The 13,767-nt window shown below is 49.2% G+C and carries 11 protein-coding genes and 1 pseudogene; all 12 read right to left on the minus strand.

The features are described 5' to 3' along the window. Positions 1–15 precede the first annotated feature (15 nt). The 12 genes and pseudogenes from IX315_RS01965 to IX315_RS02015 all read right to left on the minus strand — a co-directional run bounded on the left by IX315_RS01965 (position 16) and on the right by IX315_RS02015 (position 13,714). Complete coding sequence (locus IX315_RS01965; protein ID WP_211837118.1) at positions 16–678, minus strand: DUF3256 family protein; 663 nt, start codon at positions 676–678, stop codon at positions 16–18. Continuing rightward, on the minus strand, positions 678–2,081 hold the full coding sequence (locus tag IX315_RS01970) for a glycoside hydrolase family 125 protein (RefSeq protein ID WP_211837119.1): 1,404 nt from the start codon (positions 2,079–2,081) through the stop codon (positions 678–680). Before IX315_RS01970 ends, IX315_RS01965 begins: the two co-directional genes overlap by 1 nt. 19 nt (positions 2,082–2,100) lie before the next feature. Beyond that, the gene (locus IX315_RS01975; protein WP_211835311.1) at positions 2,101–3,519 is read right to left on the minus strand and encodes a PDZ domain-containing protein; all 1,419 of its coding nucleotides are present in this window, start codon (positions 3,517–3,519) and stop codon (positions 2,101–2,103) included. A gap of 73 nt (positions 3,520–3,592) precedes the next feature. Continuing rightward, positions 3,593–3,756, minus strand: a pseudogene (locus IX315_RS09710) (DNA damage-inducible protein D); the annotation flags it as partial. 425 nt (positions 3,757–4,181) lie between these two features. Further along, a complete protein-coding gene (locus tag IX315_RS01980) occupies positions 4,182–5,378 on the minus strand; it encodes an acetate kinase (protein ID WP_018357981.1) in 1,197 nt (398 codons plus the stop codon). Positions 5,379–5,412: 34 nt separating this feature from the next. After that, positions 5,413–6,429 (minus strand): phosphate acetyltransferase, encoded by a 1,017-nt coding sequence (gene pta / locus IX315_RS01985; protein WP_211639589.1) that lies wholly within the window; start codon positions 6,427–6,429, stop codon positions 5,413–5,415. Between the two features lie 188 nt (positions 6,430–6,617). Then, positions 6,618–7,118, minus strand: coding sequence for a thiol peroxidase (gene tpx, locus IX315_RS01990; protein ID WP_211642469.1), 501 nt, complete (start codon positions 7,116–7,118; stop codon positions 6,618–6,620). Between the two features lie 69 nt (positions 7,119–7,187). Beyond that, positions 7,188–7,664 carry a low molecular weight protein-tyrosine-phosphatase gene (locus IX315_RS01995; RefSeq protein ID WP_018357978.1) on the minus strand — a complete coding sequence of 159 codons (477 nt, stop codon included), beginning with the start codon at positions 7,662–7,664 and terminating at the stop codon, positions 7,188–7,190. Between the two features lie 10 nt (positions 7,665–7,674). Further along, positions 7,675–9,879: a primosomal protein N' family DNA-binding protein gene (locus IX315_RS02000; RefSeq protein ID WP_211837120.1), complete on the minus strand. Its 2,205-nt coding sequence runs from the start codon at positions 9,877–9,879 to the stop codon at positions 7,675–7,677. 2 nt (positions 9,880–9,881) lie between these two features. Then, positions 9,882–10,988: an LptF/LptG family permease gene (locus IX315_RS02005; protein WP_211642465.1), complete on the minus strand. Its 1,107-nt coding sequence runs from the start codon at positions 10,986–10,988 to the stop codon at positions 9,882–9,884. A 6-nt stretch (positions 10,989–10,994) separates the two neighbouring features. Further along, the gene (tgt, locus tag IX315_RS02010) at positions 10,995–12,125 is read right to left on the minus strand and encodes a tRNA guanosine(34) transglycosylase Tgt (protein WP_211837121.1); all 1,131 of its coding nucleotides are present in this window, start codon (positions 12,123–12,125) and stop codon (positions 10,995–10,997) included. 128 nt (positions 12,126–12,253) lie between these two features. After that, positions 12,254–13,714 carry a TlpA family protein disulfide reductase gene (locus IX315_RS02015; RefSeq protein ID WP_211639588.1) on the minus strand — a complete coding sequence of 487 codons (1,461 nt, stop codon included), beginning with the start codon at positions 13,712–13,714 and terminating at the stop codon, positions 12,254–12,256. Between the last annotated feature and the right edge of the window lie 53 nt (positions 13,715–13,767).

Here is a 13,767-nt window from a genome sequence, read left to right on the forward strand (position 1 = left end):
GGTACGTCTTGCTTATTATCTCTCCTTTCTTAGCTGACCACGTTGCCATTGGTATAGTACTCCACTTGCCTTGAACCACTTGGTGGCTTCGGGGTATAGCGATTGCGTCATCGGCTCCTCGAAGCTCGTTACCTCTATCTTCAGTACATCCGACCCCTCTACCCAGCTGTATCGGTAGCTGAGTGCCCCTATGGTGCTCAGTATCTTCTTTGTACTATTGAGTTGTATTTGCGCTGGGTCGCTAAAGAAGTCTGCCACTTCGGGATGCTGAAAGTACTTCTCCTCAGGCACTCTCTTCCACTCCTGATCATAGAGCGCTAGTACCGACTGCTCCGGCACCACCTTACTGGTAAATATCAAACCTATAAGGTAGCTCTTGCGGTCTAGGTAGAGCCTACGCATCTGTAGGGAGGTCTGGGTGTCGAGCTTTACTTCGGCAAAGTCGTCAGAGAGTGCGGTGATTGCCGAATAACCATTGAAGCTATTGCGTACTTCGGCGGGTGCTTCGCCCTTTTGCCGCTTGTCGAAGTTGTCCACGAGCTGTGCCCTCGCCTCCTTAGTAAGCACAGGCAGTACCTGCTGTGGCATGCCGAGGAATAGCTGACGCATGTTATCGGACTGCGCCATCGCCACGAGAGAAAGCCCGAGTGCGGTGATATAGAGTAGTATTCTCCTCATTATTTTAGATTGTTGAGTAGATTGATTTTGCCTTCATCCACGAGGTGAAGCACTAGTTCGCCAAAGAGAGAGTTTTGCCAAGCGAACCATGCTCTAGTAAACTTCGTGGCGTCATCCTTGTGGAAAGACTCGTGCATAAAGCCAGTACCGGCATCGGTATCCAATAGCATCTGCATGCAGAGGGCAATCTCTGCATCGCTTTGAGAGGTGAATGCCCGCATCATTATGCTCATAGGCCATATCATATCATAGCCTACATGTGGTCCGCCGATACCCTCTCCTACTTTCCCCTTGAAGAAATAGGGATTGTCATCGCTCAGAACGAAGCGACGAGTGTTCTGATAAATAGGGTCGTCGAGCTCTACGTCCCCGAGGTAAGCCATCCCCAAGAGGCTAGGCACATTGGCATCGTCCATCAGGTTGTGGTTGCCAAATCCGTCTACCTCATAGGCATATATGCTACCATACTTAGGGTGGTTGTAGACCGCGTAATTCTGGAGTGCCTCTGCCACTTCATTGCCTAGGGCACGACACTCAGCTGCTAGCGCCACTGCTCCATTCACTACCTCGAGTATTTCCGCTGCCTTACGCAGAGAAGCCACAGCCATGAAGTTGCTTGGCACGAGGAACTGATAGTGGGTGGAGTCGTCGCTTGGGCGGAAAGCGCTCGCAATCAGCCCCACAGACTTCACTGGTTCGCCCCAGCCGATATTGCTCTTACCGTCGGTGCTCCTATCTGTAACACGGAGAAAACAATAGCTCCCCTTGCCCTCCTTGCGCTGCTGGTCGCGAAACGTTGCCAGCACCCTCTGTATCGCCTCCAGCCAGTTCTGGTCAAATACCGAGGTGTCTCCCGTCTCCTTCCAGTACTGGTAAGCCAAGCGGATAGGGTAGCATAGTGAGTCTATCTCCCACTTACGTTCGTGCACCCCTGGGAGCATGAGCGTGTTGTCGCTCTTCCAGTGCGACTCTTTCGGTCCATCGAGAAAAGCATTAGCAAAGGGGTCGAGTATTATCTGCTTTAGTTGCATCCTGATAACTCCCTCCAGCATGCTCCGCACCTTGGCATCGCTATGAGCGTACCTAAGGTAAGGCCACACTTGGGCGCCGCTATCCCTGAGCCACATGGCTGCGATATCGCCAGTGAATACAAAAGTCTCTGGCTTGCCCTCTGCATCTAGCCTATAGTGCACCGTGGTGTCGAGCGTATTGGGTAAGCAGTTGCCTACCATCCAGCTCAGCTTCTCGTGCGTTATTAGGTTCTGCAGGCGTACTATATCTGCCTCAACTACAGCCGAAGAGAAGAGCCTGTCACTTAGCTTGGGTCGCTTCGACTGGAAGTCTCCAGCCAAAGCGACCATTGCCATAGCTCCAAGGGCAATCCCAAGAAGTACTTTTCTCATCCCCTTCCTACTCCCTCGTTTAGTATAGTTCCACGTAATCGTGGGCAATCATCTTAGGCTTGACCATAATAGGCTCTACAGAGTCACCGCGCTTCACCTCTAGGATAATATCCTGGATGATAGGATTGTGTACATAGCTTCTGTGGCTAAATAGGTAGCTAAATGCCGACTTGTACGAAGGGTTCTGAATCATATCAGACACTTCTTGGTACTTATCCATGCGCCAGTAGCGGTTGTTCTGGAAACCATCATTGGATGGGAAACGGGTGGTTTCATCCCTGAGGTCGAAGCTCTTCTCTATAAAGTTGAAGTAATGATCCGTAACGGCCTTTACCGACTTCTCCAGAGGCAGTCCGTTGATAGATACAATCCTATCGCCTGCCTGTATACCCGCCTTCTCGGCAGGGCTATTCTTATCCACCCATAGCACACGCTGTAGGTCATTAGCATCTAGGTAGATACCAATAGCTCTATGGGTATTCTTGTGCATCACAAATGATGGGTTATTCAGATAGCGTACAAATGGGAAGTTGCTCATCAGTAGTGGTGCGAAGTATTGCATATAGCGCTCAGAGCTATAGGAGCCATTGAGCTTCTCTTTGGCAGTGCCGCTCCATATCTTGGTATTGTTGGCTGCATCGAAGATATCCACCTCAATTGTCAGATGGTGCGTGCCGGTGAAGCTAGGGGCGTTGATACTAAGGAATGGGAATTGCTCTACCTCAAACTTCGCAAGATTTATGCGGTAGTTCTTTAGTCCCATCTCTACATCGCTCTCGGCACCTTCCCTATAAGATGGATTGGCTTCGAGCTTAGAGTGAATGCTCACGAGGAGGTCGCCCCCCTTTTCCTTGTAAACTAGCCCCTTGCGCTTTAGTTCGGTCTGCACAGTGCGCTCCTCAGGCGTGAGACGATTGGCGTTGGTAAAGCTGAAGCTCTTGTACTTGATGAAGTCTACCTCGGCAGGTGTATTGTAGCTGAAAGGCATAGTGAACCTGCGGTCTGTCACATCTTCCAAACTATACATATTGAATGAGCGTGCCAAAACAGCCTCAGAGAGCGCATCAATAGGGATACACCTCTTCTTGAGTGTTACAGGCTTGGACTGGTAAGCGAAGTTGCTAATAGTAAGCTCTACACTGCCTTCGTTGGGGTTGAGGAGCATTGCCGTCATCTCCTCCTCGCTAATCTCCAGAGTACTAAAGCCATTAACCGTCTCGATGATATCCCCCATACGGAGACCTGCCTCATCGGCTGGCGAGCCAGGAAATACCTCTGCCACTACTGCCCGAGAATCGCCCCAATTGGGCTGATAGCTAATCTGGTAGAGAAAGCCCACCTCGCATCTGGTAGTTGCTACGCCCATCTTTTGTGCCGAAGCACTTAAACCAATAAGCCCCAGCATAGCTGTGAGCAATATCTTCCTAAGTCTGTTCATATCCTAAATAGTTATTAATAGTCCACTTAATGCCCAAAGTTACAAAAAACCTACAAATTGATGCTAGGCAAGCGGCACTACTACCCAAATCTACCATTTTCGTGACTTCACGAAAATGGTCATCCACATTGATGTCCTGTGACTTGCACGAGGCGACTGCCCGATGTATGGCAACGAGAAAGTTCTCCCAGGAGAATAGCCCAATATCGTTTGCAATTCGCGTGCAAACCAAACTTTGGTGAGGCTTCTTAAAGTTGTAGAACTTTATCCACTTCCTATAGCTCTATAAGTGCGAAATGGTGATGGCTAGTTATAAAAGTATAGTACTCCCCGCCCTGTTTAGTCATCGCTCATGCCATCCCCCGATACCCTATATCAGTGAAATTTATTCCTAGGAATAAATTTATTTATTTGTACAGATAAATTTATTTATCTCTAGGAATAAATTTCGGTGCTCGCCTGAGTCGCGATGGGTGCTCGCCTGAGTGCATTTGTCAATGATGCATGATGCTGTAAAACTGAGGTATAGGTGGTTGTCCAATAAATCAATAGCCACGACCCTACTAGTGGGGTCGTGGCTATTGATTTATTGGCAGTTGCCTATTTGAGTGAAGGGCGAGTAGCGTCCTAACTTGGACTTTTCCCCCCTCCGCTCTCTCAATTTACTGTACGAGAGAAAGGGTATCGCGAGCGATGAGCAGCTCTTCGTCGGTAGGTACGATCATCACCTTTACCTTGCTCTTATCGGTAGAGAGGACGACTTCCTTACCCCTTACAGAGTTGTTGAGCTCCTTATCGATTTCGATGCCTGCGTACTCCATGTCGGTGCAGACAAACTCGCGGGTAGATGCTTGATTCTCACCCACACCTCCTGTGAAGATGATCGCATCAGCGCCATTGAGGGCTGCGAGGTAAGCACCTACGTACTTTTTGATACGATACTCATACATGTGGAGGGTAAGCTTAGCGCGCTCATTGCCCTCAGCGATGGCATTCTCTAGGTCACGCATATCGCTAGAAATCTCTGAGAAACCAGCTACACCAGACTCCTTATTCACGAGCTTGCTAAGCCCCTTCACGTCGAGGCCCTCTTGCTCCATAATGAATACGAGAGCACCTGGGTCTACGTCTCCACTGCGGGTACCCATCATAAGACCTTCGGTAGGGGTCAGACCCATAGAGGTATCGATGACCTTCCCGCCCTTGATAGCTGCGATAGAACCACCGTTACCGATATGGCATGTGATGAGCTTGGCCGTATTGTAGTCTAGCCCAAGGATTTCGCAAGCACGCTTGCTTACGTAGCGGTGGCTAGTACCGTGGAAACCATAGCGGCGTACCTTGAGGTCGCGATACATACGGTAGGGCAATGCATACATGTATGCGTATGGCTCCATAGTCTGGTGGAATGCGGTATCGAATACGGCTACTTGCTTAGCATTTGGAAGGAGCTTCGTGGTAGCCTCTACACCCTTGATATTTGCAGGGTTGTGGAGGGGTGCTAGCACGATAAGGTCTTCTACAGCCTTGAGTACTTCATCGGTGATAACCACGCTCTGGCTAAACTTCTCGCCGCCATGCACCATACGGTGACCTACAGCGCCAATCTCGTCGTAGCTCTTGATGAAACCATACTCTGGGTTGACCAATGTATCGAGGATGAGCTGAACTGCCTCCTTCTGGGTAGGCATATTGTGCTCTATAGTCACTTTCTCACCGTCCGACTTCTTAAACTTCAGGAAAGAGTCGGGTAGTCCTACTTTCTCTACACCACCACTGGTGATCTCTGACTCGTTGCTCATGTCGTAGAGCTTGTACTTTACGGACGAGCTACCGCAGTTGAGAACCAAAATCTTCATATAAATAACGTTGTATAGTATTGATTAATCGGTATTACTTATTGAGGGCTGCAGTAGCCTGATTGCTGGTGATGGCAACCATGTAGTAGATATCCTCTACAGAGCAACCACGGCTCAGGTCATTGACTGGCATAGCGATACCCTGTAGGATAGGGCCAATTGCCTCGGCACCACCTAGGCGCTGTACCATTTTGTAGCCAATGTTGCCTGCCTGTAGGTCTGGGAAGATAAGTACATTAGCGGCACCGGCTACCTTGCTATCTGGAGCCTTTGAAGCGCCAGTCTTAGGGTCTAGTGCAGCATCGAGCTGTAGTTCGCCATCGAGGTCTAGCTCGGGTGCCATGCCTTGTGCTATCTTGGTTGCCTCCACTACCTTGTCTACGTTTTCGTGCTTAGCACTGCCCTTGGTGCTGAAGCTGAGCATAGCTACCTTAGGGTTCTCTATACCAGCGAGTACCTTAGCTGTACCTGCAGAAGAGACCGCAATCTGTGCTAGCTCCTCAGCTGTTGGGCTTGGCATTACAGCGCAGTCACCGCACACGATGATACCATCCTGTCCGTACTGGTGTGCCTTAGTGATGAGGATAAATGCACCGCTTACGACCTTGATACCTGGCGCAGTCTTGATGATCTGCAGTGCAGGGCGGAGTACGTTGCCAGTAGTATTGAGTGCACCAGCTACCTCACCATCTGCATCACCTGCCTTCATCATAAGGCTTGCGAGGTATAGTGGATCCTCAGCTAGCTTAGTAGCCTCTTCCATTGTCATTCCCTTGGCTTTGCGTAGCTCAAAGAGGATGTTGGCATACTCAGCTTTCTTAGGGTTGCTCTTAGGGCACAATAGGGTAGCGCCCTTGGCGATGTGGATGAGTCCTAGCTCGGCAGCCTTAGCCTTTATCTCTTCGGGGTTGCCAATTAGGATAATCTCTGCTACACCCTCGCCGATGAGGCGGTCGGCGGCACGGAGTGTACGCTCCTCTAGTCCTTCGGGTAGCACGATACGGCGCTGATTGGCCTTGGCGCTAGCTACGATCTTCTCAAGTAGTTGCATAATTTGAGTGATGTAAGTATGTGTGTGTATTACTATTATTTCATGGTTGTGCCACAAAGTTACCAAAAAAGATATAATGGGAGGGGCTTTGTGCCAAAGAGCGACCATAATAGCCGCTTATAGATAAAAAATAACCCCCTCCGCTCTGGCTGTGCCAGTGTACAGAGGGGGTTATTCGTTTGTCTCAATTACTTGAGTGCGTCTAGTGCTGCATCGTAATTTGGCTCTTCTCCGATCTCAGGTACGAGCTGGGTATAGATGACCTTGCCAGCCTCGTCTACTACTACGATAGAGCGAGCCTGCAGACCAGCTAGCGGTCCATCAATCATCTCTACACCGTAGTTCTCTCCGAACTTCTCGCAGCGGAAGAGAGAAGCGGTTACGACCTTATCGATACCCTCAGCACCGCAGAAGCGAGAGAGTGCGAAAGGAAGATCCTTAGAAATACCTAGCACTACGGTATTCTCAGCCTCTGATGCACGCTTATTGAATGTGCGTACACTCTGAGCGCATACCCCTGTATCGATGCTAGGGAAGATGTTGAGGACTACGCGCTGACCACGGAAGTCTGAGAGCTTCTTCTCTGAAAGGTCTCCGAGTACAATCTTGAAGTCTGGTGCCTCGCTACCTACCTTTGGTAGCTCGCCCATTGTATTAATCGGGTTGCCACCCAATGTTACTTTAGCCATAATGTCTGTTTCTTTTGTCGTTAATAAATATATCGTCTATCTATTAAACAGCCAAAAGGATAAAGTGGTTCACTTTTGTAGCTGTTGGCGTAGTAGATTTTCTACCGATGCTTCGAGTAGGTCGAGCACCAGCTCAAACCCTCTAGCTCCGCCATAGTAGGGATCGGGGACATAGTCGAGCATCTCACCCTCAGGGAAATACTCACGCATCTTCACTATCTTGCGGCTCTCCTCCAATCCTGGTGCACGGTGGTAGAGTTCGGTAGCATTGGCATCGTCCATGGCCACGATAAGGTCAAAAGTATAGAAGTCTTCTGTCTCTATCTCACGGCTACGGCTAGTGAGATCGTAACCTCGCTCTTGTGCTGCCCTCCGCGTGCGAGGGTCGGGCAGTTCTCCAGCATGCATGCTGTGGAGACCGGCGGAGTCTATCTCAAAGTAGTCTTCCCAGCCCCGCTCCTTGATGATATGGAGCGCTATGCCTTCGGCAGAGGGGCTTCGGCAAATATTGCCTAGGCAAACGAATAGTATTTTAGTCTTCTTCATCTATCTTGTGTTATAATGGATCTACATCGTAATACATATACATCTTAGGCCCTCTATACTCTGCCAGTAGAGGGTCGAGTGTAGCGTGCAGGAGTTGGCGCACGCTCGAGGAGGAGAGTGTGAGCGGGACAAAGAGTGTTACCTTATAGCCTACAGAGGTTTGCTTTTTGTGCAAAGGCATAGGGGCAGGACCAAAGATGGTTGCCTGAGGTAATACCTGCCGAAGTAGCTCTATGGCTCTCCCTGCGAGGGCGAAGGCTTCGGCTTGTGCAGCGCTCTCGAAATAGACATCGATGTGGCGCGAGAAGGGAGGGAACTGCACCAGGTGTCGCTCCTCAAGTTCGTGGTCGAGCATTTCTTGGTAATTGCCACGCACAAAGGCGGTGAGTGCATTGGGCTCTTCGGCGAAGTGCTGAATGACCATACGTTGGAGCTTGAGGGCTTCGTCGCGACACTTGGTGAGGAAGCGATAGGTATGCTCATTGGCTCTGTAGTCGGGGAGCGTGCCTAGGAGATCGAGCTGTACAATTCCCACTGTAGTTGCCTCCTGTAGGAGAGCTAGTGGCGGCTCGAACCTAGAGGATAGGACTATCTGTGGAAGGCAAGACCGTCTATCTATCTCCTCCTCAAGCTTTATCACTATGCCTGGGTAGAGCTCCTCCATCGCTCTCCTTAGGCGTTCGATACCAGTGCCCTCGAGCTGCATCCCACTCGCACCGCACTCAGGACAGTGGGTAGGCAGAGGTCGGTAGTGACCGCAGACCCCACACACCAGCATCTTGGATTGCTCCATATACCTTAGCGTGGTATGGCATTGGGGGCACTTTGGGACTGCTTCGCACTTGGGGCAAGTAGCCCTACGGGCAAAGCCTTTGCGCTGATAGAGGAGGAGTGCTAATCCTTGCTCCTCTATGGCCTCGCGGATGGCACCCATCAGTTCGAAAGAGAGCATTCGTGCCTGAACCCTATTCTCCTCAAATGCTTTAGACATCCACACTGTCTGTAACCGTATCTCCCTAGAGCTATTTGGCGCTTCCACAAAGCTATAGCGCTTCTGTAATGCTTGGGTATAGCTCTCTACCGAGGGGGTGGAGGAGATGAGCAAGGTCTGGGTATGTGTGAAGTGCGCCAGCATCAGTGCCACATGGGTAGCGGTAAAGCGGGGTGCAGGCTCAAACTGTCGGTAGCCAATGTCTTCCTCATCTACCACTACAAGGGTTTTCAGCTGTGCCAAAGGCAACCATACTGCGGCTCTTAGCCCTATGTATAGTCCGCTCTCTCCCTGTAGAGCCGAGAGCCAAGAGGAGCGACGCTCCTTCTCGCTGGAGGAAGAGGAGTAGGCAAATAGTCTATCACCGAAGTAGAGTTTCAACTTAGGTAATACCGCTTTAAGCGCAACAATATCTGGGAGGAGTAGGAGTGCTTGTCCGCCCTTTGTCAGCACCCTCTGTAGGTAATCGATAGGGATGCGTGCCTCTGTATGGCTTCCAGGGGCGTGTAGAAGTAAAATATTATTCCCGCCCACCCGTACTAGAGGCGATAGCGTGTCGCCAGCTCTTTTGGTGGGGAGTAGAGCATCCTCTCGCACCTCGGTGGCAAGGAGTTCACGCTCCTCAAGTGCTCCTATCTTGCGGAGCTTGCCTACGACAGAGGCTGAGACCTCTAGCCACTCACCGATTTCCTTGATGCTCATCGGTGCCCTGTCTCCCTCCTTGTAGTGGGTGAGTATGAAGTGGAGTGCTCTAGTCACTGCCGAGCTCCCTCTTTGGCTACTGAGGAGATGTGCTTGGAAGCGCTCTTCGCTAATGAACTTCTTGGAGGGGAGCCAACCTTTTAGGGTTAATGCTGCCTTAGTGGTGCGCTCCTCTTGGGTGCCATCGGGGCGAAAGCCTATCTGTACAGCTGCCACCAAAATATCCCCTAGGCTACACATGTAGTACTGTGCAGCCCATTGCCAAAGCTCGAGAATGGCTGAGGGGATAGGGGGATAAGGGAGTACCTTGATAACCTCTTTTAGGCGCCGCCCAGGCTCTGGGGCTTCTCTACTTTGTCCTAATACTACGCCGGTGTAGCTCTTCTTCGGACCAAAAGGCACGGTCACGAGCTTGCCTACGAGCTGAGGTACCCCCAGATCTTCTACCTCGAGCCGGTAGGTATATACTGGCTGCGACAGAGGTAGAGGCATCAGCACATTGAGATAGAGATAGTAGTCCATCTTTATCTCGGAGCCTTGAGGTAAAGGGCAAAGGCGATAGGGGTGTAGATGAGGTTGGGGAGCCAAGCCGCTACCAGTGGTGTGAGGGCGCCACTAATGGCATAAGCACTCGAGATGGTAAAGAGTAGGATATAGGCAAAGGCGAGAAATAGACCTATCGCCATATTGAAGCCTAGTCCACCTTTGACCTTTCGTGCTGAGAGTGAGACGCCAATGATGGTGAGAATGAATGCTGCCATTATGGAGGCATATCGTCTATAATACTCTACCTGAAACGCCTGTATATTGCCCACGCCACGATTCTTTTGCTGTGCTATGTAGGTGGAGAGTTCTGTATTGGTTAGCTGTTCGCCATCTTCTCTTGAGATAAGGAGATCGGCAGGGGTGAGGATAAGGAGCGTATCGAGCTGTGCACCGTATTCGTTGTGCTCTTTGAGTCCCTCAAAGGTGCGAATCTGATAGTCATAGACTGTCCAGTGGTGCAGACTATCGTAACTGATGCGTGGCGCAGTGAGTTGGCTCACGAGCGTATTATCCACAAACTTCTGTAGCGAGAAGTTGTACCCCATATTCTCTCTGGAGTCGAAAGTACTAAAGTAGACAATCTCGCCAGGAGCTACGGCAGCTTGTATGTTCTCGTCGACCTCTACCTTTTGATTCTGTACGTAGGTATTGGTGAAGCTAATCCTCGTCACGTTAAGCCTAGGGATAATCCATCCGCTGAATACAAAGGCAATAACGGCAATGATAGCTGCCGAAATCATATAGGGGCGTAGGATGCGTTTGAAGCTCATCCCCGCTGCTTGCATGGCAATAATCTCGGAGCGTGCTGCTAGCTTACTCGTGAAGAAGACCACAGCAATGAAGATAAAGAGCGGTGCTAGGAGGTTGGCAAAGTAAGGGACTAGAGCCACATAGTACTCGAGGATACGGCTGAGGGGGAGAGCTGGATTCATAAACTCCTCCATCTTCTCCTGGATATCAATGACTACGATAATCAGGAGAATAAGCAATAAGGAGAATACAAACGTGCTGAGGAAGCGCTTGATGATGTACTTGTCTATCCTCGTAATGCCTAGCTTATTGTAAATCTTTTCCCTGAGCCTCATAGCCTCTTATCGTCTCTGCTGTAGCTGTGGTAGTACGCCCGCCTTCCACTCGGTATAGTCGCCAGCAATGACGTGTTGCCTAGCTTGGCGAACGAGCTCAAGGTAAAAGGCGAGGTTGTGGATACTCGCTATCTGTAGTCCCAGAATCTCTTCCGAGCGGATGAGGTGCCGGAGATACGCCTTGGTATAGGCATGATCTACAAAACTTGTGCCCTCGGGGTCAAGTGGTGTATGATCGTCTTTCCACTTCTCGTTGCGCATATTCATTGTGCCCTGCCAAGTAAAGAGCTGACCATTACGACCGTTGCGGGTGGGCATGATGCAGTCGAACATGTCTACCCCTCTCTCTATCCCCTCAAGGATATTGGCAGGAGTGCCCACGCCCATTAGGTACCTAGGCTTGTCTTTGGGTAGTACCTCATTGACCACCTCTATCATCTCATACATGACTTCGGTAGGTTCGCCAACACTGAGTCCGCCGATGGCATTGCCGTCCGCCCCTAGTTCGGCTACCCTCTCTGCTGCCTCTCGCCTGAGGTCTGCAAAGCCTGCGCCTTGCACGATAGGGAATAGGCTCTGTGGATAGCCATAGAGTGGCTCGGTCTCTGCAAGGCGGTTCTGGCACCGCTTGAGCCAACGCATCGTGAGGTCGAGCGACGTCCTCGCATACTGTCTGTTGCAGTCTCCTGGAGGGCATTCGTCAAACGCCATGATAATATCCGCCCCTATCTCTCTCTGGATATCCATGACACGCTCAGGGGTGAAGAGGTGTCTAGAACCATCAATATGGCTCTGAAACTCCGCTCCCTCCTCAGTAATCTTGCGGCGATGTGCAAGGGAGAAGACCTGAAAGCCTCCACTATCGGTGAGCATAGGCCCATTCCAGCTATTGAACTTCTGTATCCCACCAGCCCCCTTGATAATCTCTGTGCCCGGGCGAAGGTAGAGGTGGTACGTATTGCCAAGAATAATCTCCGCCTTGATGTCTTCCCTCAGCTCGTGGGCGTGTACCGCCTTAACCGTGCCTACCGTGCCTACAGGCATAAATATTGGCGTATGCACCTCACCATGTGGCGTGTGCAATACTCCAGCTCTTGCCGACGACCGTGCGTCGCTATGTTCTATCTCAAATCTCATAAGTGAGCAAAGATACCATTTTTGCGTGAGTGAAAAGAGGGGTATGTTCACTCCCCATCACAATAGCCTATCGGATTATGTCCTCACTATCCCAAATGGGTCATTTCTTGGTTGGTTTTCTAAATCTATTACATCTCTTGGCCAATGATGACTCCAGCTTTATTGTATCTAATCACACGTGGGATTGAGGAAATCTTCATATCGGTAAACCACTGTGAAGTTTGGCTATTGGTTGTAAAGTAGCAATGCTCCTCTTGCTCTAACCCCAGTTCCACAATTCTTTTCTTCCAATCCGCCTCATTATCCATAAAGGTAATAAAGACATACTCTACACCCTTTCTTTTCTGTCGCTCTCGCTTCTCTTTCTCAGCCTTGATTTTTTCCATACAGGGTGAACACCATGATGCCCAAACATCCAATACTACCTCTTTCCCATATAATCGACCAAGTACATCTTGAAGAGTTGTAGATTGACCTTGAGGATTGACCAAAAGTACATCATTAATGGCACTAGGGTCAATACTGTATTTTTGCATCAAATGACTTGGCAATTCAGAGGAAGGAAAGAGGTGAAGATACTCTTGGCTATTCTTCTGGATGATATCCCAAGGTGCCTCTGAGTAAATCTGATCTAAGCACTGGGAGAGAGTGTATTTCACAAGCATCGGCGGGATTGTTTCATTCACCAATATAGAATCCATAATGGCTATGGAATAAACCTCCATATTGCCTAAGTGACGACCGATATTGTAGTGATTAGAAAGAAGCTCACAGTAGTTAGGATTGTAGAAGGTACTGGAGTCTTGTTCTATTCGAGAATAATCGAAGACCCAATCCGTTCTGTATCTGTCTTGAAAATCGTCAAAGAAATGGCTACCATTAGCCTTAATACTTTGATTGAAAATTAGTTTTTTCAGGTCTAATTCGCTCTTTAGTAAAAGATAATCATCCTCTATTATTCGGCTGGTATTGTAAAGTGAATCAATGCACTTTTCTTGCCAAGCAACTTCCTTCTCTATTTGGTCAATTAGTTTTGAGAGCCCATTCTTGATCATATCTTTAGAAGGTGGAAAAGACTCAAACTCAATAAATAGTAGTGGTCCAATACTCTCCACCTTGCGTTCAGCACTTACTTTATCAATAAAGATATTGTGGTATAGACTATCATAATAACTATTGATGAGGACATAATCCTCATTGTCTTTTAGATAGGGAATGGAATCTCTATAACCAATATGATATACTTGATTCTTATTGAGACGGAAGTGAATAGTAGATAGGCTACCTTGGAAGTGGTTGCTAAAAATGATGGCATTCCTTTTGGTTTCGATGACGATAGTGTCACATAGATTGGGCTCAGTAGGATAGAGAAAGGTGATCTTTTCGTACTCGTCATTAATGTACGAACAGACAAAAGGATATGTCGAAGCCCCACCATTCAAAAGCTCTTTACGCTTTGTATCTGGAATGGAGTCTAGTATTACAACTATCTTGCCATCAAGCTCATCTGCCTCATTGTTTTCATCGTTTCTTTTTGAGCATGCTCCCAAAAGTAGAAACATGCTTAAGTACACGATCAATTTCTTCATCTTATGTGCCATTTCTTACGCAGTAATTAGGTGTAGGTGTCTATTTAGCAAAT

This window comes from Porphyromonas levii, assembly GCF_018206105.1.
GTDB classification, from domain to species: Bacteria; Bacteroidota; Bacteroidia; order Bacteroidales; family Porphyromonadaceae; genus Porphyromonas_A; species Porphyromonas_A levii.